We start from the raw sequence: 22286 nt of genomic DNA, 5'->3' as shown, positions 1-22286 counted from the left end.
CTCACGGAAGTCCTTCAGACAGGTCGAATGGGCTCACCCACGACCCTACCAGGAGTTTTTACCATTTCATTGCCCATGCGTCCGATGGTGCCGACCCGGACGACGTGCGCCCGGGGTTCAGCCGTGCCAGCGTGTGCAGGCGGTTGTGTGGTGAGGAGCGTCACCGCAGGCACGGAACTGGCGCCCCTTCACCGCGTTGACGGCCCAGGTCCAGCGGTCGTGTGCCCCCTGGCTGCCGTCGACCCTGTAGGGACCGCACTGATGCCAGCTGTGTTTGCCGTCGTCGGACCAGTCGAGCCACACATGACTGTTCTTCGGCGCATGCCATATGTGGGCCCAGTAGACCTTCCCGTACCCGCTGCGGTTGCCGTACTCGAGGCTGGTCCAGGCATTGCTGCCGATGGCGCTGGAGTCCTTGCCGTGCCGATTCGTGGTCTGGTTGACGTTGATGGTGGGCCCGCAACTGTGGTTGATCACCTTGCCGGGCTTCGCCGGGGCCGCCTGAGCGGGGCCCGCGGCCACCATCAGGCCCGCAGCACACGCCAGGGTTGCCACAACGGCGGCGCTCCTACGCTGACCAATGCGTACCGGTCTCACAACGCATCCCTCCCGGAGACGGTGGTTGAGGTGCAGGCCAACGACATTAGGAGCGCGGCACCGGAGCGACGACCACCACAGGGTTGAACACGTGGTCCCCCCTGTGCAGTACATGGCGGCCCCCGTCAATCCGGTGCAGCAGCCGGCGGCAACCCGGCTCCGCCGGCCGAACTGCTCTCTATTGCAGGACGTCCGGCTGTTCGTGGAGGATCTCCTCGCGCAGCGGCAGGAATCCGCGCCAGTTCTGGCCCTGCAGCCCCGTCTGGTCGTACGCGAACCGGGCCACCTCGGGGTCGATGGGCCGGAGTTCGCCGGCCGCCGCCGCGATGAGCTGGACCTGTGCGGCACGCTCGGCCTGGACGTACAGGGTGGTCGCCTCCTCCACGCTGCGACCCACGGTGAGCAGTCCGTGGTTGGCCAGGATGGCCGTGCTCATGCCGCCGAGCCGCTTGGCGATGCGGGCGCCTTCCGCCGGGTCGTACACGATGCCCTGGAAGTCCGGCACGACGACGTTGTCCTCGAAGAACAGGCAGGCGTCCTGGGTGATGGGGAGCAGGGGCTGCCCCAGTGCCGCGAGGGCCTTTCCGTAGAGCGAGTGGCTGTGTGCGGCTGCGACGATCTCCGGGCGCGCGTGGTGCAGTTGGGAGTGGATGGCGAAGGCCGCCTTGTTCACGGGTTCGTCGCCGTGGACGACGAGTCCGTCGGCGTTGACCAGGATCAGGTCGGACACCCGGATCCGGGAGAAGGACCGTCCGAGGGGGTTCACCCAGAAGTGGTCGTGGAGTTCCGGGTCCCGCACGGTGATATGTCCGGCCAGGTGCTCGCCGTAGCCGAATTTGCCGAAGATCCGGAAGGCGATGGCGAGTTGCTCCCTGCGGTGCCGGCGCTCCTCCTCCACGGTGGCGAACTCCGGCGGCCCGGGCAGCTTCAGGTCCCGGGGCGTGAGGGATGCGGCGAAGGTTCCGTCGGTCGGATCGGTCATCCGGGGTCCTCTCCTGGTCAGCCGGTGAGCACGGCGTCGTCCAGCCGCTCGGCCTTGACGGTCTTGTTGCCCACGATGCTGATCAGCACCGCGCCGAAGGTGATCGGTGCTCCGGCGACGGGTACCGGCAGCTCGCCGGCGAAGGGGTTCCCCCGCTCGCGCAGGTTGCGCACCAGGTGGGTCGGGTCGAAGCCCTGGACTCCGCCGACGGGGCCGGTCATGCCCACGTCGGTGACGAACACGGTGCCGCCCGGCAGGAAGTGCAGGGGGATGGTCGGTTCGTGCGTGTGGCTGCCGAACACCGCGGCCGCCTGGCCGTCGACGGCGTGCGCGAAGATCTGCTTCTCCAGGACGTGGTCGCCGTGGTAGTCGACGATGACCACGCCCTGTTTCTCCGCCGACTGCCAGGCCCGGTAGGCGGGGAAGACCTTTCCGGCCACGCCTCTCGCGGAGTGCATCGCGCAGCCGTCGGCGAGGTTGATCACGGTCACCGTGGTGCCGGCCGCCTCGACGGTGATGACGCCCCGTCCGGGGACGCCGTCCTCGACGTTGGCGGGGCGCAGGACCCGGGGCAGGTCCAGCGACGCGACCGCCTGCGGGCTGTCCCAGGAGTGGTTCCCGCCGCAGATGACATCGGTCCCGGCGGCGAGCAGCCGCTCCAACTGCCCGACGGTCGTGCCGAATCCGTCCGGAGCGCAATTCTCCGCGTTGACCAGAACCAGGTCCACGCCGTAGGCCCGGCGCATATCCTCGATCTTGCGGACGAGGAGTTCCGCGGCCTCCGTTCCCACGACGTCACCAATGTAGAGAACTCGCACCTGGCCACCCCCAAAAGGTATTCAGGTCACCCCACTCTGCCCAGGGCCGTGGGGAGCCGCATCCCACCATCGTCACATTCGCGCGTTACGACCTTCGGCACACTGCATCTCAGCCTGTCCGGCAATTAGGGTGAGCGCCCCCAAGGAACCCCGAGCAACGGAGGTCGGATGCGATGGCGGGATCTCGTCGTTCCCGGGCCAATCCCCTGCTGACAGGCCCCGACCGGGCGGCAGCCAGGGCCGCGCTTCGCGCGACCGGGCTGTCCGGCAGGGAACTCGCCCAGCCGATGATCGGTGTCGCGCACAGCTGGATCGGCACGATGCCGTGCAATCTCAACCACCGTGTGCTGGCCGAGGCGGCCATGCACGGGGTCAGGTCCGCCGAGGCGACTCCCCTCGAAATCAACACCATTGCCATCTCGGACGTCATCACCATGGGCACCGTGGGCATGCGCACCTCTCTGGTCAGCCGCGAGGTGATCGCCGATTCCATCGAGCTCGTCGGCCGGGGCCATGCGCTCGACGGCCTCGTCACGCTGGTGGGTTGCGACAAGACCATTCCGGCCGCGGCCATGGCCCATGTGCGCCTCGACATTCCCGGTGTCATCGTCTATTCCGGCACGACGCTTCCCGGCCGTTTCCGCGGCGAGGACGTCACCGTGCAGGACGTCTTCGAGGCCGTGGGCCGTCATGCGGCGGGCGAGCTCGACGACGCGGGGCTCGCCGAACTGGAGCGCAGCGCCTGCCCGGGCGCCGGGGCGTGCGGAGGCCACTACACGGCCAACACCATGGCGATGGCCATGGAGTTCCTCGGCCTGTCGCCGTTCGGCTCGATGGACCCGCCCACCGGCGACCCGCGCAAGTCCGACGCCTGCCGGGACGCCGGGGTGCTCGCCGCCCGTCTGGTGGAGGAGGGGCTGACGCCGAGCGCGATCCTGAGCAAGGACTCCTTCCGCAACGCGATCACCGCGTGTGCGGCCACCGGCGGTTCGTCCAACCTCGTCCTGCACCTGCTGGCCATCGCCGCGGAGAGCGGCATCCCCCTGGACATCGACGAGTTCGACGGGATCAGTTCCCGCACGCCGCTCATCGCCGACCTGCGGCCCAGCGGCCGGTACACCGCCGTCGACCTGGACATCGCGGGCGGCACCCGGCTCGTCGGCCGGCGCCTCCTCGAAGCGGGGCTGCTGGCCGGGGACGCGCTGACGGTGACGGGGCGTTCGCTCGCCGCCGAGGTGGGCGAGGCCGTCGAACGCCCGGGGCAGCAGGTGATCGCGCCCGCCGGTGCCCCGTTCGGCCCGTCGTCCGGGCTGGTCGTGCTCCGGGGCAACCTGGCGCCGGAAGGCTCCGTCCTCAAGTCCACGGGGACCAGCACGCGCAGTCTGACGGGCCCCGCGGTGGTCTTCGACTCCGAGGAGCTCGCGATGAGCGCGGTGCAGTCCGGTGCCATTTCCGAGGGCGACGTGGTGGTGATCCGGTACGAGGGCCCGCGCGGCGGTCCGGGGATGCGGGAGATGCTCGGTGTGACGGCCGCCCTGGTGGGCCGGGGCCTGGGGCCCTCGGTGGGGCTGGTCACCGACGGCCGGTTCTCGGGGGCGACCCTCGGCCTGATGGTGGGTCACGTGGCACCGGAGGCCGCCGACGGCGGACCGCTCGCCGCCCTGCGGGACGGCGACCCCGTGACCATCGACCTGGACCGCCGGGTGGTCGACGTGGACCTCTCCCCGGCCGAACTCTCCCAGCGGCTGAAGGAATGGGAGGCGCCGCCGTCCCGGTGTCCCGCCGGGGTGATGGCCAAGTACCGCGACGTGGTCTCCTCGGCGGCGGTCGGCGCGATCACCACGCGGCCGCGTCCCCGCGGCCGGACGGACGGCGCATGAGCAGGCCCGGCCGGCTGTCCGGCAAGTCCGCGGTCGTCACGGGCGCGGCCCGGGGCATCGGGCGCGCCACCGCCCTGCGCTTCGCCCGGGAGGGCGCGCTGCTGACCCTCACCGACGTGGACGGCAAGGCCCTCGGCGAACTGGCCGCGGACCTGGCCGTACAGGGCGCCGAGCCGGCCACGGTCGTCGGGGACGTCTCGGTGCCCGCGGACGCCCGGCGGATGATCGCGGCCGCGGTCGAGGCGTACGGCAGGCTGGACGTGCTCGTCGCCAACGCCGGGATCCTGCCGCTGATCAGGATCACGGACGCGTCCCCGGAGGACTGGGACCGCGTCATGGCGGTCGACGGCAGGGGCATGTTCCTCACCTGCAAGTTCGCCATCGAGCAGATGGCCGCTGCCGGCGGCGGCGCGATCGTGTGCCTGTCGTCCATCTCCGGGCTCGCCGGCCAGGCGGGCCAGAGCACCTACGGCCCGGCGAAGTTCGTGGCCACCGGGCTCACCAAGCACCTCGCGGTGGAGTGGGCGGACCGGGGCATCCGGGTCAACGCCGTGGCACCGGGGACGATCCGCACCGACCGGGTGCGCCGGCTGCCGGACGAGCCGGGCGGCGCCGCGTACCTCGCCGAGATCGAGCGCCGGCACCCGATGGGCAGGATCGGCGAGCCGGACGAGGTCGCGGCGGCGATCGTCTTCCTCGCCTCGGACGAGGCCTCGTTCATCACCGGGGCGGTGCTGCCCGTGGACGGCGGATACCTGGCGCAGTGAACGACGGTTCCGGCCCGGCCCGTTCCACGGCGGGCCGGAACCCGCGTCACCGTCCCCGCGGCACCCAGGCAACGGCCCGTCCAGGAGCCCCGGTTGCCCCTTCCAGCTTGACGGGGAGGAAGCAGAACCAGGCGCCGCGCGGGGGCAGTGCGTCCAGGCCGGCGAGCCCCTCGACGAAGACCGCGCCGGCGCCGAGGCCCGTCACGTGCACCTCGACGGGCAGCTTTCCCTGCACGGGGGCGATGCTGGGGGCGTCGATGCCCGCGCAGCGGACGCCGCGGTCCAGGAGCAGCCGGACCGTGCCGGCGTCGGGTGCGGGCCAGGCGTCGCCGCGGCCGGTGACGATGACGTCGTGCGCATACGCCTGCCCCTCCGGGCCGCGGCGGTAGCGGGCGTCCCACCCGGTGCGGAACAGCACCACGTCGCCGGCGGCCAGTTGGCCGTGCGCGTCCTCCCAGGCGGTGATGTGGTCCGCCGTCACCAGGGGGCTGACGGCCGGTTCCCCGGCCGAGCCCGTCAGCGCGGAGACGTCGACGACGGCCGCGGGGCCGTTGAGCTGGGACAGCGGTACCCGGTCCGCCGAGACCCCGCCCCACTCCCCGGCGTTCGGCAGTCCGGAGTCCGGTTGCGGGATGAAGTGGCTGGGTGCGTCGAAGTGGGTTCCGGTGTGTTCGTCGATGGCGAGCCAGCGGGTCGCGTACGGGCCCTCCCTGCTGTACAGCGGGGCCGGGGCGACGTCCTGCCGGTTCTCGTACCAGTTCCACACCTTCGCCTGATAGGGCTGGTGCGTGGGCCAGTAGCAGGGCATGTCCTCGGCCACCAGCACGGAAAGGTCGACGATCTCGTACCCTCCGGCCCATGGCGGCGAGGCCGCCCGGCCGTCTGTCCGGTCGTTCTCCGGGGATCCGTCAGCCATGCGACGAAACACCTCCTCCGTCTCCCATGACACCCAGCACAAAAGCCTTGTTGACGGCCTGAATCCGCGATCTCACGCCGAGCTTCGTGTAGATGTTGGTCAGGTGCCGCTTCACCGTTCCCTCGGCGATGAAGAGCGTTCCTCCGACCTCGCTGTTCGTCAGGCCTTTCGCCACGAGGCGGAGCACTTCGACCTCGCGCCGGGACAGCAGTTGGCAGGATTCGCCGAGGCCCCGCATCATGTCCCGGGGGATCGACATGACGACCCGGTCGCCGCTGTTCACCACCAGCCGTACGGCGGAACGGAGTTCGTCCCGGTCGCCGTCGGGCACCAGAAAGGCCCGTACCCCCAGCCGTACCAGTCTGCGCAGCAGGCCGGGGTCGTCGCGCCTGGCCAGCAGGACCATGGTCCTGGTGCGCGGGGTCAGCGCACCGAGGCGTGCGATCAGGGTTTCCAGCGGCGGGCCGGGAATGCCGCAGTCGATGAGCACGACGTCCGGCTGTTCACGTTCCACCGTCTCGACGCAGCGGTTCCCGTCGCCCGCCTGCCCCACGACGGAGAAATCGGCATCCGCACTCAGCAACGCGGTGATTCCCTGACGGTACAGGGAGTTGGGGTGAGCCAAGACGATGCTGATGCATTCTTGATTCTCGGAAACGGGACGCCCCCATCGCTCGACGAGGTACAGATACCCGGGCGGCCTTCCACAGTCAACCACCACACCGCGTCACGCGTCATATGTATCGTCCAACTACCGGACGATCCACGGCACTTGACCGTTGTACCGGAAGGCCACCAGGTGATAGACCGTCACACAGGCCCCACACAGAGCTCCCGGCTTTCGACCGCCGACCCCGGCGGCACGTACCGGCCCGCCCGCCCCTTCTGGACCGTGGCCGCCGGCGTCGGAGCGGTACTGGCCGCGAACAGCACCCCCACGCCGTTGTACGTCGCCTACCAGGAACAGTGGGGGTTCTCCGCCACCACGCTCACCACCGTCTTCGCCGTCTACGCGGCCGGCGTCCTGGTGGCGCTCCTGCTCATCGGCGGACTGTCGGACCGGATCGGCCGCCGCCCGGTCCTGCAGGGCAGCCTTTGCGCGCTGATCACGAGTTACGCGCTGTTCCTCGCCGCGGACAGTGTGACGTGGCTCTACTGTGCCCGTGCGCTGCAGGGGCTGGCGACCGGGGTGTTCACCGGCGCGGCCGGAGCGGCCCTGGCCGATCTGCACCCCCGCGCCGACCACCGGACCGCCGGACTGGTGAACAGCGCCGCCATGCCGAGCGGCCTCGCGGTGGGGGCGACGCTCAGCGGCGCACTGGCCCAGTGGGGACCGGCACCGCTGCGCATCCCCTTCGTCGTGCTCGCCGGCGTCTCGCTCGTCGTGCTCGCGGCGATCAGTGCCTGGGTCCCCGAGACGGTCGCCGTACCCCGGCGGCAGTGGTCGCAGGTGGTACGTCTCCAGCCGCTGCGGGTGCCGCGCGGGACGCGCCGCGAGTTCCGCATCGCCGCCCTGGGGGTGGCCGTCGCCTGGGCGGTCGGCGGGCTGTACCTGGGACTCGCGGGCAGCCTGGTCAAGGAGTTGCTCGACGGGTCCAGCACCTTCGTCGCGGGCCTGGTGATCCTGAGCATGCAGGGCGTCGCGGGGGTCGCCCAGCTGACCTGGGCCCTGCGCTGGGGCTCCGTCCCGGACCGGCTCGCCTCGGCGATCGGCTGCGCAGCGCTGCTCTTCGGCATCCTCGCCGTCGCCGCCGCCCTGCTCACGGGCAGCCCGGTGCTGTTTTTCACCGGGTCGGCGGTGACCGGCATCGGATTCGGCCTCGCGTTCATGGGCAGCAGCCGCCGCATCACCCAGGCCGCTCCGCCCGCGCGGCGCGGGGAGACCCTTGCCGCGTTCTTCGTCGTCGCCTACCTGGCGTTCTCCGTGCCGTCCGTGCTGGCGGGCCTCCTCACCACCCGGTTCGGTCTGGTGCACACGTTCTACGGCTTCGCGGTGGCCACGGCGCTGCTCGCCGCCGCCACCGCCGTCCGTTCCCTCCGGCCGGACGGGCCGGTCAGGGATGCCCTGCCATCCACTTGTCGTAGTACGCCCGGAAGGTGCCGTCCGCCACGGCAGTCGTCAGCCAGTCGTCGGTCCGTCCGGTGAGCGGGCTGTTCTTGGGCAGCATGTAGGCCTTCTCCACCACGGTGAACGGTTCGTCGGGGTGAACGGGTGCCAGCCCCGGGTGCTGCCCGGACTGGTACCTGGCCTCCAGCGCGTCCGTGATCATCACGTCCGCGCGGCCCTCGGCGATCTCGTCGAAGACGGTGGCGTTGTCCTTCCAGACGGTGACCGTGGCGTCCGGAAGGTGTTCCTTCACGAACTTCTCGTTGGTGCCACCGGGGTTGACGATCACCCGGACGTCCTTACGGTTGATCCGGTCCAGCGTCCGGTACCGGTCCACGTCCTCCGACCGGACGAGCGGGACCTTGCCGTCGGTCAGGTACGGGTCCGTGAAGTCCGCCTGTTCCCGGCGTTCGGGGGTGATGGAGACGCCGCCCATGGCGATGTCGCACTTCCCTTGCACCGCAAGGTCGTTCATCAGCGTGGGCCAGGTCGTCGGGACGAACCGCGGGGGCCGGCCGAGGTGTGCGGCGAGGTCGCGCGCCATGTCGATGTCGATACCGCTGTACTCGCCGGTTCCGGCGTCGCGGAAGGTCAGCGGCTTGTAGTCGCCGGTCGTGCAGATCCTGAGCGGGGCCGGCGGCACCGCGTACGCGGGCGTCGCCGCACCGCTCGCGGCGAGGAGAACGGCGGTGCACGCCAGGGCGGTTGCTGCGGCTCCTCGGGAGCCTCGAAGCGAGAGCACGGCAGTGGGCACCTTCCCGTCGGCGGCAGTGGCGTCACCGTAGCAACGGGCCGGCGGCCGACGATGCGGCAAAAAGATGACATTTGAGCCGCAGGAGTCACAACAGCCCCGCCCGGGCCGCCTGGATGCCGGCCTGGAAGCGGGTGCGGGCGCCCAGTGAGTCCATCACCTCGCGCACCCGGCGCTGGACGGTGCGCGGCGAGACGCCGAGCAGGCGGGCGATGCTGTCGTCGGTGTATCCCGCGCAGAGCAGCGTGAGCAGCTCCGCACGGCGGTCGCCGTCCGCCGGGACCCGGGTGTCCGGGACCCCCACGGAGCGGTTCCAGTACGCCTCGAACGTGCCGGTCAGCGCGTCCCGCAGGGACGACCCGCGCACCAGCATGGCACCGTGCAGCTCGGAGCCGGTGCACAGGGGCAGCATCGCCCAGCGGTCGTCGACGACGGCCAGTTTGCAGGGGAGTTCGGGCAGTACCCGGGCCTGTTCCCCCGCGGCGACGCACGCCCGGATCTCGGCGAGCCGGCCGGGGGCGCCGACCGAACCGGCCTCGTACACCACGCGGATCTGCACGCCCCGCCCCAGCAGGGCGCGTTCGAGGCCCGGATCGGAGCGGACGATGTGCGGGGGCTTGTCGAAGAGCAGCACCCGGCGGCGGGCGCCGGCCAGCATCGACCTCCAGTGCTGCGCGATGGCGGCGGTGCCGGTGACGACCTCGACCAGGTCGGTGGCGCACGGGCGGCGGGCCGAGCGGTAGGTGCGCATCAGCTCCGCGATGCGGCCGCGGGTGCGGCACAGTTCCTCCTCGCGGCGCAGCAGCAGTGCCTCGACGGCGAGGTCGGGGGCGGCCGCCGACCAGCGGGCGGGGGCGCCGTCGCAGCGGTGGAGGAGCCCGCGGGCGGCGAGCAACTGCAGCAGCCGTGCGGCCCGTTCGGCGGTGGTGCCGAGTTCGTCCGCGAGTTGTCCGGCCGTGCAGACCGGCGCGGCGAGGGCGCGGAGGTAGGCGGCCTCCTCCGGCTCCGACAGGCCGAGGGCGTCGAGGAGTCCGGCGGGGGCCGTGCGGGGCTCGTGGGGGACGGGCTCGTGAGGGGCCACCCAAACATCATGTCATGTTCCCGCCATAACGGAATCCGGCCGGACCCGGCCGCTTGAGGGCCCGTACGGCCGCGCCCACCATGAGCCCCGGTCGGCCGACCGTCCCCCACCCGCACTTCACACCCCCCAAGGAGCGTGCCTCATGGGCATATCCCCGGGCATCGCGCGCACCATCGGCAGATCACGCGCCGGCCGCCCCCGCGCGACCGGAGCCGCGGCGGCGGCACTCCTGCTGGCCGCGGCCCTGGTCCCGGCGGGCGCGGCGGGCGTCCGGGCAGCGGCCTTCGGTCCCCACACCGTCCGGCTGCAGGACAGCAACTGGGGCGGCTACGTCGCCCAGGGCTCGTTCTCCACGATCACCGGCTCGTGGACCGAACCCCACGCCACCTGCACCTCGTCCAACGACCTCTTCGCCCCCTGGGTCGGCATCGACGGCTACGGCTCGCAGTCGGTGGAACAGGCCGGGGTGCAGACCGACTGCTCCAGCGGCTCGCCCGTGCTCTCGGCCTGGTACGAGATGTACCCGTCCCCGCCCGTGTACTGGAACGACCCGGTCTCGGAGGGCGATGTCATCACCGCGACGGTGGTCTCCGACGGCGGCGGCACCTACACCCTCACCCTCAACGACACCACCAAGGGCTGGTCCGAGCACGTCGACCAGAACATCGGCGGGCAGAACGCCAGCGCCGAGGCCGTCATCGAGTCGCCGACGCAGAGCTATCCGTCCTTCGCCCGCCTGGACTTCTCCGGCATCACGGTCGACGGGCAGCCCTTCGCGACCGACCGGCCGCAGGCCCTGGTCAGCGGCGGCTACGCACCCGGGCCGCTGCAGGGCGGGGCGTTCAGCATGACGCCCGGCGGCGGGCCGCGCATCCCGGCGCCCGCCACGCGGCCCGCGACCATCCGGTACTGAGCGGCGCGTCCCGGGCAACACGAAGGCCCCGTCACCGGATTCGTCCGGTGACGGGGCCCACGGGCCGCGGCTCAGCTCTCCAGCAGGCCCCGGCCCAGCCAGTCCTTGGCGTCCTTCACACCCGGCACCGCGTAGAAGTACCCGCCGCCGGTCGGCGAGATGTAGTCGACGAGCGGCTCGTCGATCAGACGCTCCTGGATGGCCTCGAACTGCCGCTTGACGTCCTGCTGGTAGCAGCAGAACACCAGGCCCATGTCGAGGTTGCCGACGTTGTCGACGCCCCGGTCGTAGTTGTAACCGCGGCGCAGGATGCGGGAGTCGTCCGTGTCGTGCGTGCGGGGGTTGGCCTTGCGGATGTGGGCGGTGAGCGGTATCGCCTCGCCCTTGGGGTCCTTGGCGTAGCTGGGGCTGTCGGTCTCCTTGGCCCCGTCCAGCGGCGCACCGGTGTCCTTGCGGCGGCCGAACATCTTCTCCTGCTCGGTCAGCGAGACCCGGTCCCAGAACTCGACGAGCATGCGGATGATGCGGATCACCTGGTAGCTGCCGCCGACGGCCCAGGACGGCTCGCCGAGCTGGTCCGTCACCCACACCAGCCGCTTCATCTCGCGTGCGGACTCGGTGTCGGGGTTGACGATGCCGTCCTTGAAGCCGAGCAGGTTGCGCTGCGCGCCGGCCGGGCGGGGCGCGTTCTGGAAGCCGTCGATGCGCCACTTGATCTGCATGGCGCCGCGGGTGTGCCGGGCGATGTCGCGCAGGGCGTGCAGGACGGTGTCCTGGTTCTCGGCGCAGATCTGCAGCGAGAGGTCGCCGTGGCACTCGGCGACCTGGAGGTTGTCGTTGGGGAACGTCCGCATCGGGGTGAGCTTGCGGGGTCTGGCCCCGGCGAGCCCGAAGCGGTCGTCGAAGAGGGACGCGCCCACGCCGAGGGTGACGGTGAGCCGGTCGGCGGGGACCGTCGGGCCGAGGATGCCGTTGTCCGAGGGCGGCGCGCCGACCCCCAGGTCGACGGGCGCGCCGCCCGCGGTCAGGAAGCGGGCCCGCTCGGTGATCGTGCGGAAGAGGTCGGCGAGTTCCTTGCGGTTGTCGGCGATCACGTTGAGCGAGAGGAAGGCCGCGGCGGCGGGCTGCGGGGTGAGGACGCCCGCCTGGTACGCGCCGTGGAAGTCCACCTTGCCCGCGCTCTTGGTGTCGGCGGCCTGCGCCTGTCCCGCGCCGGCCTGGCCGAGCGCGAAGCCGCCGCCGGCGAGGGCGGCACCGGCCGCACCCGCGCCGAGCGCCGTCTTGACGAAACCGCGGCGGCCGGCGGAGAAGCCCATCGGGCAGGCGGATTCGGCGGTCATGTTCTGGTTCCCTTCGGAGGGTTCGGCGTGCGGCACGGGTCAGGCGGACTTGCGGATCTCGAGGAGATCGGGGATGGGGGCGAGGTCCTCGAGCAGCTGGCCCGTGGCGCCGTTCAGCCGGGCGCGGCCGGCCGCGTCGAGCTTGTCGACCGGGGTCCACGCGGTGTCGTGGTGCGCGGCGTCGAGCAGCTTCTGCACGCGGTCGACGTCGCCGTTCACGGTGGTGAGCAGCTGCGGGTCGCGCGCGGCGATCAGCGGCCGCAGGACGTCGAGGAGTTCGCGGGTGCCGGCGAGGTTGGCGTCGGCGGTGGCCAGGGTGGTGCCGCTGCCCTGGTCGGCGTCGCCGGTGAGCTCGAACTGGAGCGTGTTCTCCAGGATCTCGTGGGTGCGCAGCGGCAGGTCGGAGGGGTCGAAGTCCTGGGTGGGGAAGGCCTTCTGCAGGCCCTGGGCGTCCTGCTGCAGCTGCTGGGCCGGGCCGCGCAGGTCGTCGGCGGACTCGCCGTGCCACAGGCCGTACTCGATGCGGTGGAAGCCGGTGAAGTTCTTGTCGCGCACGCCGTCGGGGAGTCCGGCGGTGCGGCCGTTGATCTTCTTGTCGAAGTCCTCGAAGGTGCCGTAGGCCGCACCGAGGGAGGAGTAGGTGCGGTGGGCGGTGAGCCAGTCGGTGCGGGCGGCGTCGAGGTCGCCCTTCCGGATGTCGTCGCCGAGCTTTCCGGTCTGGTCGGTCAGCGTGGCCAGGCCCTTGGCGACGTAGTCCTTGTAGGCCTTCAGCGGACCGGCGAGGTCCTCCTCGGACACGGGCTTGACGGCCTTGACGTTGCCGCCGCCGCTGACGCGCACCGGTGCGGAGGTGACGGGCTTGCCGCCGGTGGGCACGCACCGCCAGGCGTACTCGCCGCCGCCGACCGTGGCGACCAGGTCGCGGGTGGTGCCGGGCGCGAGGCCCTCGATCTCGCCGTAGACGGCGTTGCTGGCGGGGTCGACGAGGTAGACCTCGGAGGCCTTGTCGCCGGTGTTGTGCATCTGGAAGGTCTGGCGGCCGGGCTGCGGGGCGGTGAAGCCCTTGCCGCACTCCTTCTCGGAGACGGCGACGGTCTGGGCGCCGGCGGGCTTGGAGCCGCTGAGGGCGACGACGGCGCCGGCGGCGACGGCGGGCACGGCGACGACGGCCGCGGGGACCAGCCACACCGGGCGGCGGCGCGGCGCCTTCTCCGGCTCGGACGCGGCGGCGGAACCGGCCTGCCCGGCCTCGGACTTGGCCTCGGCCTTCGCCGGACGGGTGCCGCGCACGCCCCGCACGAACAGCGTCATGACGACGGCCAGGTAGCCGCCGTAGGCGACGACCTGCAGCCACGTCATGGAGGGGGTCAGGTTGAACACGCCCTGGACGAGCGTGCCGTACCAGGATCCGGCGTCGATGTTCTGGCTGAGGTCGAACGCGAAGGCGGTCTTGCCGGGCAGTACGCCGCCCTCCTGGAGGTCGCGCAGCCCGTAGCCGAGGACGCCGGCGGCGATGACGATGAGGACGACGCCGGTGGCGGTGAAGAACTTCGTGAGGTTGATCTTCAGGACCCGGCGGTACAGGCCCCAGCAGAGTCCGGCCGCGATGACGAGTCCGATGCCGGCGCCGAGCATCGGGCCCGCGGACTCGCCGGCGGCGCGTGCCGTCGTCCAGAGGAACAGGGCGGTCTCCAGGCCCTCGCGGCCCACCGCGAGGAACGAGGTGACGATCAGCATGCCCGTGCCCATGGCGAGGGCGCTGGTGACCTTCTCGCGGATCTCACCGGAGAGGTTGCGGGCCGAGCGCCGCATCCAGAAGACCATGGCGGTGACGAAGGCGACCGCGATGACGCTGAGGGTGCCGCCGAACGCCTCCTGGGCGGTGGCGGAGAGGCTGGCGGCGGTGAAGGTCAGCACCGCGCCGAAGCTCAGGGAGAGGGCTATCGCGCCCAGGACGCCCGTCCACACCTGCGGGAGGCGGGACTTGGCGCCGGCGCGGACGAGGGTGGCGACGAGGACGGAGACGATGAGTCCGGCTTCCAGCCCTTCTCTCAGACCTATCAAGAAGCTCGGAAACGCGTCGTCCCACATGCTGTTCTCCCCGCCGCGGCGTCGGTAGTGCTGGTTAGCGAAGCCATACCTTATTCAGGTAAGCCTTAGCTGTCTACAGACCTGTAGTCGCAAGATCATCTTCGCTGGAACCCGCCCCTGACCGGCGGAAACGGTATAAACGGACACTGCCGGGGCGCCACTGCCGTGGACGCAGGGTACTGCACCGCCCCCGTTTTCCCTTTTCCGGATGGCTACTTACCGTGGGAAGTGCACCAAGGGGCGGAGGAGGCGGAGCACCCCTCCCGTGACCGCTGTGGACGGTCGGCCGACCTCCCCGCTTTCCCTTTCCTTTAATGATCGATGTCAAGAATTTGCCGGGCGCGGCACGGGAATTCGGGCGGTACCGCCTGAGTGGAACCCGGCCGCCGGCCGTATTCATGGATGAGCAGTGCCGGGCACTGCGGATCTGCCGCGCAGGAGCGCGCAGGGAGAAGGCCATGACAGAGGCGACAGCGACAACAGACTCCGTCGGGACGGACGCCGACCCGGGCGTACCGTCACGGACGTCCGGCCACGCCCTCCCGGACGTCCGCACCCTGGCCGCATACTTCGAGCGCGCGTGCGATCGGACCCCCGGCGCCACCGCCGTCCTCTGCGACGGCAGACGCATCGGCTACGCCGAGCTCGACCGCCGCGCCAACCGCATCGCCCACCTGCTCCGGGAACACGGCGCAGCGGAGGGCACCGCCGTCGGGATCCTGCTCGACCGGTCCGCCGACAGCTATGCCGCCCTCCTCGGCGCCATCAAGTCGGGCGCCGCCTACGTCCCGCTCGACACGGCCTTCCCCGCCGACCGGCTGGCGTACATCGCCCGCGACGCGGGGCTGTGCGCCCTGCTGACCTCGTCGTCCCTGCGCGAACGGACCCGGCACCTGCCCTGCACGGTGCTGGAGCTCGACCGGGCCGGGGCCGCACTGGCCGCCGTGCCGGACCGCAGACCGGACACCGCCGCCGACCCGGCGTCCGTGGCCTACGTCATCTACACCTCCGGCACCACGGGCCGGCCCAAGGGCGTGGCCGTCTCGCACGCGAACATCGTCAACTTCCTGCGCGTCGCCGTCCCGGTCTACGGGGTGACCGCGGAGGACCGGGTCTACCAGGGCCTGTCGCTCGCCTTCGACTTCGCGGTCGAGGAGATCTGGCCGGCGTGGGCGGCCGGGGCGACCCTGGTCGCCGGACCCGGCGAGGGCCGGCGCACCGGGCGGGAGCTCGCCGAGTTCCTCGTACGGCACGGGATCACGGTGCTGTGCTGCGTGCCGACCCTGCTGTCCACCCTGGAGACGGACGTACCGAGCCTGCGCAGCCTGCTCGTCAGCGGGGAGGCCTGCCCGCCCGACCTGGTGCGCCGCTGGTCGCGCCCGGGCCGCCGGATCCTCAACGCCTACGGGCCCACCGAGGCGACCGTCAGCGCCACCTGCGGCGAGCTCCTCCCGCACCGGCCGGTCACCATCGGCACCCCGCTGCCCACCTACCGCGTCTACATCCTGGACGACGGGCTGCGGACGGTCGCGCAGGGCGAGAGCGGCGAGATCTGCATCGGCGGCCCCGGCGTGGCCATCGGCTACGTCAACCGCCCCGAGCTCACCGCGGAGCGCTTCGTGCCCAACCCGGTCGCCCGGGACGGGGCGGAGGCGCCGCGCATCTACCGCACGGGCGACCGCGGGCGGTTCACGGCCACGGGCGAGATCGAGTACCTGGGCCGGGTCGACACCCAGGTCAAGATCCGCGGCTACCGCATCGAACTCGCCGAGATCGAGGCCGTCCTGCGCGAGGACGAGGCCGTGGAGAACGCCGTCGTCACCCCGCTGGAGCGGGACGGCGCCGCCCAGGGCCTGACCGCCTACGTGACCCTCCGCCGCACCGGGGTGTCCGAAGCGGACCTGCGCGAACGGCTGCGCGTCCGGCTGCAGGGCAGCCTGCCCGGCTACATGATCCCCGCCCACCTCGAGGTGCTCCCCGAGTTCCCGCTGCTGGCCGCCGGCAAGGTCGACCGCGCCGCCCTGCCCGCGCCCTCCTCTCCCCCGCTGACCCGGCGCCCGGGGCCGGGTACCGCGCCGGCGACCCCGCTGGAGCACCGGCTCGCCGCCCTGTGGCAGGACGTGCTCGGCACCGGCGACGTCTCCGTCGAGGACGACTTCTTCTGCGATCTGGGAGGCCACTCGATGACCGCCGCCCGGCTGATGTCCCGGCTGCGGCAGGACCCGCAGCTGCAGGGCCTGGCCATGGGCGACCTGTACGCCCACCCCACCGTCCGGGACCTGGCGGCCTTCGTCGAGGCCTCGGCCGTCCCCACCGCGCGGCCTTCCGCCGCGCAGGCCGCGCTGCACCACTCCACCGCCCGCGTCCGGGCGTGCGGCGTGGCCCAGCTCGCCGGGGTGTACGTGTGGCTGCTGCTGCCCGGCCTGGCGATGGTGGTGCTGCTGTACCGGCTGTTCGAGGCCTGGGACGTCGTCGTGCAGGAACCCGTGGCGGGCAGCGCCCTGGACTGGCTCTCCGATCTCCCGCTGCCGTGGTTCGTGCTGCTGGAGGCGGCCTGGATGGCGGTGAGCATGTTCGTGCTGCCGCTGCTCGCGGCCCGGCTCCTCATGGCAGGGGTGCGCCCGGGGACGTACCCGCTGTGGGGCGTCACCTATCTGCGCTTCTGGCTGCACACCAGGATCCTCACGCTGATCCCGCTGGCGCTACTGGCCGGTTCGCCGCTGCTGGCGCCCTGCCTGCGGCTGCTGGGCGCCCGCATCGGGCGCGGCTGCCACCTGTCGGCCGTCCCGCTGCCGGTCCCCCTGGTGGAGATCGGCGCGGGCACGAGCATCGGCTACGGGGCCCGGCTCCAGCCGTACACCGTCGCGGACGGCCGGCTGCGGCTGGCGCCCGTGCGGATCGGGTCCGGCGGCTTCGTGGGCACCAACAGCGTGGTGCTGGCCGGTGCCGTGGTCGGCGACCGGGCCACGGTGGGCGAGCAGTCGCTGGTGCCCGAGGACACGGCCGTGCCCGGCGGCGAGCACTGGGCAGGCGCCCCGGCCGCCCGGCAGGACACCCGCCCGCCGCTGCTGGCGGCCCTGGACGCCGACGCCGACGAACGGCCCTGGCCGCCCGCGGTGCTGGCCGGGTACGCCGCCGGGGCGCTGCTGTTCCTGCTGATCCCGCTGCTGACCACGGGCGCGGCCGCGACCTTCGTCGCCTGGGCGGCCCGGTACCACGGCACCGGCTGGGGCCTGGCGGCCGTCGCCGCGAGCGGTCCCCTGGTCGTGCTCGCCCTCTGCGCGTCCGCGCTCCTCGTCAAGCGGGCCGTCATGCCCGTGGCCCGGGCCGGCATCCACCCGGAGCGCAGCGGGTTCGGGGTCCGCAAGTGGATCAGCGACGGCATGATGACGATGAGCCTGACGCTGACGCACGCCCTGTACTCCACGCTCTACCTCGTGCCGTTCCTGCGCCGGCTGGGCGCCCGCACGGGCCGCTGGTCCGAGGTGGCGACGGTCAGCTTCGTCGACCCCGACATGCTGGTCGTCGGCGAGCAGAGCTTCGTGGCCGACGTGAGCGTGGTGGGCCCGGCCGTCTTCCACCGCGGCCGCATCGCACTCGCGCCCGCGGAGGTGGGGCGGCGCAGCTTCGTGGGCAACGGGGCCCTGGTGCCGGGCGCCTCCCGGCTGGGCGACAACAGCCTGCTGGGCGTGCACTCGCTCGCCCCGCTCCGGCCGGTCGACCCCGAGACGACCTGGCTGGGGTCGCCCGCGATCTTCCTGCCGCACCGCGAGGCGAGCCTGCCGTTCCCCGAGAAGCTGACCTACGCCCCCACCCGCGGGCTGATCGCGGCCCGGCTGGCCATCGAGTACTTCCGGGTGACCCTGCCCGCGACCGTCGGCACGCTCGGCGCCCTGGGCGTCCTGTACGCCGCGATGGAGATCGCCCGGCACTTCCCGCCGCCGGTGCTCCTGCTCCTCGCCCCGGCCCTGCTGCTGGGCGCGGGCCTGGCCTGCACGCTGTTCACGGTGGCGCTCAAGTGGCTGGTCGTCGGGCGGTACCGGCCGCGGGTGGAACCCCTGTGGAGCATCTGGGTGCGCCGTACCGAGCTGGTGACGGGTCTGTACGAGAACCTGGTGGTGCTCTCCCTGGTCAACCTCCTCGCCGGCACCCCGTGGATCGGCGCCGTGCTGCGGCTGTTCGGCGCCCGCATCGGGCGGCGGGTGTGGCTGGCCACGACGTACCTGACGGAGTTCGATCTGGTCGAGGTGGGCGACGACGCCGCGGTCGGCGAAGTCACCTCGCTGCAGACCCACTTGTTCGAGGACCGGGTGATGAAGATGTCCCACGTGAAGGTGGGGGCGGGTGCTTCGGTCGGTTCCCGTTCCGTCGTGCTCTACGACGCACGGGTCGGCGCCGGGGCCCGCCTGGACGCACTGTCCCTCGTGATGAAGGGCGAAACGCTGCCGGACGGGACCCGGTGGCAGGGCATCCCGGCCCGTCCCTGCACCCCTGCACCGGCTCACCCTGGCGGAGGCCTGTCATGACCGTTCTCGCCCGGCCCGGCACCTGGACCGGCCCGCACGTCGCCGGCGACCTGCCCGGCCCGCAGTCGGCCGCCCTCCTCGCGCGGCAGGAGCAGCGGGAGTCCACCGCCCGCACCTACCCGCGCCACCTGCCCGTCGCCCTGGCCGAGGGCTCCGGCAGCTTCGTCCGGGACGTCGACGGCAACGTCTTCATCGACTTCCTCGCGGGCGCCGGGGTGCTCTCCCTCGGGCACGGCCACCCCGAGCTCGTCGCCTGCGTGAGCCGGCAACTCGGCCTGCTCGCACACGGCCTGGACTTCCCCACCCCGGCCAAGGACGCCTTCACCGAGGCCCAGCTGTCCATGCTGGACCCGGGGCTGCGCGACCGGATGAAGGTGCACTTCTGCGGGCCCACCGGCGCCAACGCGGTGGAGGCCGCCGTCAAGCTGTGCAAGATCGCCACGGGCCGCGGCGACGTCGTCTCCTTCCGCGGCGGCTTCCACGGCAGCACCCACGCGGCCATGGCGCTCAGCGGGCTGGTGGCCGCGAAGCAGCCCGTGCAGAACACCATGCCGGGCGTGCACTTCTTCCCGTACAACGACCCCGGCGTGCTGGAGCAGGCGCTGACCGACGGCCTCGGCGGGATGCCGCGGCCGGCCGCGGTGCTCATGGAACTGGTGCAGGGCGAGGGCGGTGTCGTCCCGGCACACCTGGACTTCGCGCAGCGGGTCCGGGCCGTGACCCGGGAGCTGGGCGTGCCGCTGATCGTCGACGAGGTGCAGACGGGCTGCGGGCGGACGGGGACGTGGTTCGCGTTCGAGCAGTACGGCATCGAGCCGGACGTGATCGTGGCGTCCAAGGCGCTGAGCGGCGCCGGGCTGCCCGTCGCCCTCATCCTCTACAACGCCGTGCTCGACAAGTGGTCCCCGGGCGCCCACATCGGCACCTTCCGCGGCAACCAACTGGCCTTCGCCGCGGGCGTGGAGGCGATCCGCATCATCCGGCGCGACGGCGTGCTGGACAACGTCCGCGAGCGCGGGGACCAGATCGCGGAGGCGCTCGCCGTGCTGCGCGGCCACCCGTGGGTGCGCGAGGTGCGGGGCCGCGGTCTGATGTGGGGGATCGAACTGACGGACCCGGACAGCGGCCGGCCCGCGGGGGAGCTGGCCTCGGCGGTGCAGGCGCACGCGCTGCGGCAGGGGCTGATCGTCGAGCTCGGCGGCCGGGACGACTGCGTCGTGCGGATCCTGCCGCCGCTGAACGTCACGGCCGAGGTCGTCGGCACGGCCTGTTCGATCCTCGTGAAGGCGGTCACGTCATGCAGTCCGTGACGCACCGCCCGTCCCGGCCGGAACCGCACCGGCCGGCCCTGTCCACCGGCCGCCCCGAGGACGGTGCGGCCTCCGGGGAAGGCGCGATCTGATGGCTCTCATCGTCCAGAAGTACGGCGGCTCCTCGGTCCGGAACACCGAGCGGATCAGACACGTCGCCGAGCACGTCGTCGCCGCGCACGCCGAGGGGCACGACCTCGTGGTGGTGGTGTCCGCCATGGGCGACACCACCGACCATCTGCTGCACATGGCCTACGAGATGGGTCCGGTGCCGTCGCGCCGCGAGCTCGACATGCTGCTGACGTCGGGCGAGCGCATATCCAACGCCCTGACGGCCATGGCCATCCACACGCTCGGAGCCCCCGCGTGCTCCTTCTCCGGGGCGCAGGCCGGGGTGATCACGAGCTCGGCGCACGGCCGGGCCCGGATCATCGGCATCGAGCCCTGGCGCGTGCGGGAGACCCTGGACCACGGCACGATCGCGCTGGTCGCCGGGTTCCAGGGGGTCAGCCGGGAGACCAACGAGGTCACCACACTGGGCCGCGGCGGCTCCGACACCACCGCGATAGCCCTGGCCGCGGCCCTCAAGGCGGACGTGTGCGAGATCTACACCGACGTGGACGGGGTCTACACGGCGGACCCGCGCATCGTGCCGGAGGCCCGGCGGCTGCAGCACCTGACCTACGAGTCCATGCAGGCCATGGCCGCCGGCGGGGCGAAGGTGCTGGCCACGAGCAGTGTCGCGTACGCCGCCCGGTACGGGGTGACGGTCCACGTCCGTTCCGCCGCCGACGGCGACGGCTGCGGCACGATGGTGTCCGCGGGGGCGCCGGAGGAACTCCGCACGCCTCCGGCCGCGTTCACGGGCGTCGCCCACGACCTGGCCAGTGCGGAGGTCACCATGACGGCCGTCCCGGACCGGCCGGGGGCCACGGCCGACGTCTTCGGGCTGCTGGCCGACGCCGGTGCCGAGAGCGACCTGGTCGTCCACCACGCCGTGCCGTCGCCGGACGGGCCGCGCAGCGACATCACCCTGGTGCTCCCCTCGGGCGACGCCCCCGCCGTGCTGGCCGCGCTGCGGCGGCACCGGGCCGACCTGGGCTACGAGGGCGTGACGTACCGGGACGACATCGGCCGGGTCTCCCTCATCGGGACCGGGATGAGGGAACGCACCGGTGCGCTCACGGCGTTCCGCGAGGCGCTGACCGGGGCGGGCGTGCCCGTCGGGACGGTCTCCGCCTCGGACACCCGGATCTCGGCGGTCTGCCGCTCCCCCCGGCTCCCGGAGGGCATCCGCGCCCTGCACGAGGCCTTCGGCCTCGGCGAGGGCGTCACCGCGGTGCAGGCGGCCGACAGGCGTCGAAGACGCCCCAGCTGAGCAGGCCCGCACGGCAGGCGGCGGCCCAGCGGGGCAGGTTGTCCCGCAGGCGCTCGACGTAGGCGGCGCTCACGGCGCCCAGCAGCTGCGGGTCCTGCGCCTCGACCTCGCCGGTGATGCGCTCGTAGTGGGTGAGCATGTGGGCGGTGAGGTCCTCGAACTGCACGCCGGACAGGCCCAGTTGCCTCAGCTGACCCAGGTAGAAGCCGGGGGTGGCGAAGTCGGCGTTGGTCAGGCGCTCGGCGAGGGGGCGCAGCTCCTCCTCGGGGGCGCCCTCGGCCGCCATGGTGTCGGTGAAGAGCAGGCGGCCGCCGGGCCGGAGGACCCGTACCGCCTCCTGGAGGGTGCGGGCGCGGTCGCCGCTGTGACAGAGGGCCTCCTGGGACCAGACGACGTCGAAGCTCCCGTCGGGGAAGGGGATGTCGTTGAAGCTTCCGGTGACCACGTCGATGAGGCCGTCGAGCCCGCGGGCGGCGTTGAGTTCGCGGTGCCGGCGGTTCTGGACCTCGCTGATGTTGAGGGCGGTCACCCGGCAGCCGAATCGTTCCGCCAGGGCGCGGGCCGCGCCTCCGTAGCCGGATCCCAGGTCCAGCACCGTGCCGCCCGGGTGGAGCAGGTCCGGCGCCTTCCCGGCCACGTGCCCGATGGTGCGGAGGGAGGCCGCGGCGACCGTGTCGTGCTCGTCGGCGTAGATCCCGACGTGGATGTCGTCACCGCCCCACGCATGGACGTAGAAGCCGTTGACGTCGTCGGAGTCGTAGTACGTACGCGCCACGTCGGCGGCATGCGCCGCTTTGCTCTCGGTCATGCCTGATACCTCTGCCGTTCC

The 22286-nt window shown here is 72.3% G+C and carries 17 protein-coding genes; 7 read left to right on the top strand and 10 right to left on the bottom strand.

Annotated elements, in window-relative coordinates; translation table 11 throughout:
- Positions 1-117 precede the first annotated feature (117 nt).
- The 3 genes from ACLHRZ_RS02885 to ACLHRZ_RS02875 form a co-directional block, all read right to left on the bottom strand.
- Positions 118-555: a hypothetical protein gene (locus ACLHRZ_RS02885; protein ID WP_490416598.1), complete on the bottom strand. Its 438-nt coding sequence runs from the start codon at positions 553-555 to the stop codon at positions 118-120.
- 220 nt (positions 556-775) lie between these two features.
- Positions 776-1579: a class II aldolase/adducin family protein gene (locus ACLHRZ_RS02880; RefSeq protein ID WP_490416597.1), complete on the bottom strand. Its 804-nt coding sequence runs from the start codon at positions 1577-1579 to the stop codon at positions 776-778.
- A gap of 17 nt (positions 1580-1596) precedes the next feature.
- Positions 1597-2397 (bottom strand): YmdB family metallophosphoesterase, encoded by an 801-nt coding sequence (locus tag ACLHRZ_RS02875; protein ID WP_490416596.1) that lies wholly within the window; start codon positions 2395-2397, stop codon positions 1597-1599.
- Between the two features lie 173 nt (positions 2398-2570).
- On the opposite strand from ACLHRZ_RS02875, the gene ACLHRZ_RS02870 reads away from it, so the two are divergent.
- Together ACLHRZ_RS02870 and ACLHRZ_RS02865 are read left to right on the top strand one after the other, a co-directional pair.
- Positions 2571-4277, top strand: coding sequence for a dihydroxy-acid dehydratase (locus ACLHRZ_RS02870; protein WP_490416595.1), 1707 nt, complete (start codon positions 2571-2573; stop codon positions 4275-4277).
- On the top strand, positions 4274-5044 hold the full coding sequence (locus tag ACLHRZ_RS02865; RefSeq protein WP_490416594.1) for an SDR family NAD(P)-dependent oxidoreductase: 771 nt from the start codon (positions 4274-4276) through the stop codon (positions 5042-5044). Before ACLHRZ_RS02870 ends, ACLHRZ_RS02865 begins: the two co-directional genes overlap by 4 nt.
- A gap of 46 nt (positions 5045-5090) precedes the next feature.
- Here the strand turns inward: ACLHRZ_RS02865 and ACLHRZ_RS02860 are convergent, their stop codons facing one another.
- Together ACLHRZ_RS02860 and ACLHRZ_RS02855 are read right to left on the bottom strand one after the other, a co-directional pair.
- Positions 5091-5960, bottom strand: a complete 870-nt coding sequence (locus tag ACLHRZ_RS02860) for a cyclase family protein (protein WP_490416593.1) — start codon at positions 5958-5960, stop codon at positions 5091-5093.
- Positions 5953-6585 carry a response regulator transcription factor gene (locus tag ACLHRZ_RS02855; RefSeq protein ID WP_490416592.1) on the bottom strand — a complete coding sequence of 211 codons (633 nt, stop codon included), beginning with the start codon at positions 6583-6585 and terminating at the stop codon, positions 5953-5955. Before ACLHRZ_RS02855 ends, ACLHRZ_RS02860 begins: the two co-directional genes overlap by 8 nt.
- Positions 6586-6732: 147 nt before the next feature.
- Here ACLHRZ_RS02855 and ACLHRZ_RS02850 point away from each other — a divergent pair, with 147 nt between their 5' ends.
- Entirely contained in the window at positions 6733-8106 is a 1374-nt protein-coding gene (locus ACLHRZ_RS02850) for an MFS transporter (protein WP_490416591.1), read from the top strand.
- Here the strand turns inward: ACLHRZ_RS02850 and ACLHRZ_RS02845 are convergent.
- Together ACLHRZ_RS02845 and ACLHRZ_RS02840 are read right to left on the bottom strand one after the other, a co-directional pair.
- Positions 8015-8809: a transporter substrate-binding domain-containing protein gene (locus ACLHRZ_RS02845; RefSeq protein WP_490416590.1), complete on the bottom strand. Its 795-nt coding sequence runs from the start codon at positions 8807-8809 to the stop codon at positions 8015-8017. The genes ACLHRZ_RS02850 and ACLHRZ_RS02845 overlap by 92 nt on opposite strands.
- A gap of 97 nt (positions 8810-8906) precedes the next feature.
- On the bottom strand, positions 8907-9899 hold the full coding sequence (locus ACLHRZ_RS02840; protein WP_490416589.1) for a helix-turn-helix domain-containing protein: 993 nt from the start codon (positions 9897-9899) through the stop codon (positions 8907-8909).
- A 142-nt stretch (positions 9900-10041) separates the two neighbouring features.
- Here ACLHRZ_RS02840 and ACLHRZ_RS02835 point away from each other — a divergent pair, with 142 nt between their 5' ends.
- On the top strand, positions 10042-10812 hold the full coding sequence (locus ACLHRZ_RS02835) for a G1 family glutamic endopeptidase (RefSeq protein ID WP_490416588.1): 771 nt from the start codon (positions 10042-10044) through the stop codon (positions 10810-10812).
- A gap of 71 nt (positions 10813-10883) precedes the next feature.
- Here the strand turns inward: ACLHRZ_RS02835 and efeB are convergent, their stop codons facing one another.
- Entirely contained in the window at positions 10884-12152 is a 1269-nt protein-coding gene (gene efeB / locus ACLHRZ_RS02830; RefSeq protein WP_490416587.1) for an iron uptake transporter deferrochelatase/peroxidase subunit, read from the bottom strand.
- A gap of 39 nt (positions 12153-12191) precedes the next feature.
- Positions 12192-14243: an iron uptake transporter permease EfeU gene (efeU, locus tag ACLHRZ_RS02825; protein ID WP_490416586.1), complete on the bottom strand. Its 2052-nt coding sequence runs from the start codon at positions 14241-14243 to the stop codon at positions 12192-12194.
- A 458-nt stretch (positions 14244-14701) separates the two neighbouring features.
- On the opposite strand from efeU, the gene ACLHRZ_RS02820 reads away from it, so the two are divergent.
- The 3 genes from ACLHRZ_RS02820 to ACLHRZ_RS02810 all read left to right on the top strand — a co-directional run bounded on the left by ACLHRZ_RS02820 (position 14702) and on the right by ACLHRZ_RS02810 (position 21457).
- Positions 14702-18769, top strand: a complete 4068-nt coding sequence (locus ACLHRZ_RS02820; protein WP_490416585.1) for a Pls/PosA family non-ribosomal peptide synthetase — start codon at positions 14702-14704, stop codon at positions 18767-18769.
- A complete protein-coding gene (locus ACLHRZ_RS02815) occupies positions 18766-20079 on the top strand; it encodes an aspartate aminotransferase family protein (RefSeq protein ID WP_490416584.1) in 1314 nt (437 codons plus the stop codon). Before ACLHRZ_RS02820 ends, ACLHRZ_RS02815 begins: the two co-directional genes overlap by 4 nt.
- A 91-nt stretch (positions 20080-20170) precedes the next feature.
- Positions 20171-21457 carry an aspartate kinase gene (locus ACLHRZ_RS02810; RefSeq protein WP_490416583.1) on the top strand — a complete coding sequence of 429 codons (1287 nt, stop codon included), beginning with the start codon at positions 20171-20173 and terminating at the stop codon, positions 21455-21457.
- On the opposite strand, the gene ACLHRZ_RS02805 is transcribed toward ACLHRZ_RS02810, so the two are convergent.
- The gene (locus ACLHRZ_RS02805) at positions 21411-22265 is read right to left on the bottom strand and encodes an SAM-dependent methyltransferase (protein WP_490416582.1); all 855 of its coding nucleotides are present in this window, start codon (positions 22263-22265) and stop codon (positions 21411-21413) included. The genes ACLHRZ_RS02810 and ACLHRZ_RS02805 overlap by 47 nt on opposite strands.
- Positions 22266-22286 lie beyond the last annotated feature (21 nt).

It is taken from the genome of Streptomyces sp. AM25 (genome assembly GCF_058146165.1).
The sequence above is the reverse complement of the archived record's forward strand: the minus strand, read 5'-3'. Positions and strand labels throughout refer to the sequence as shown.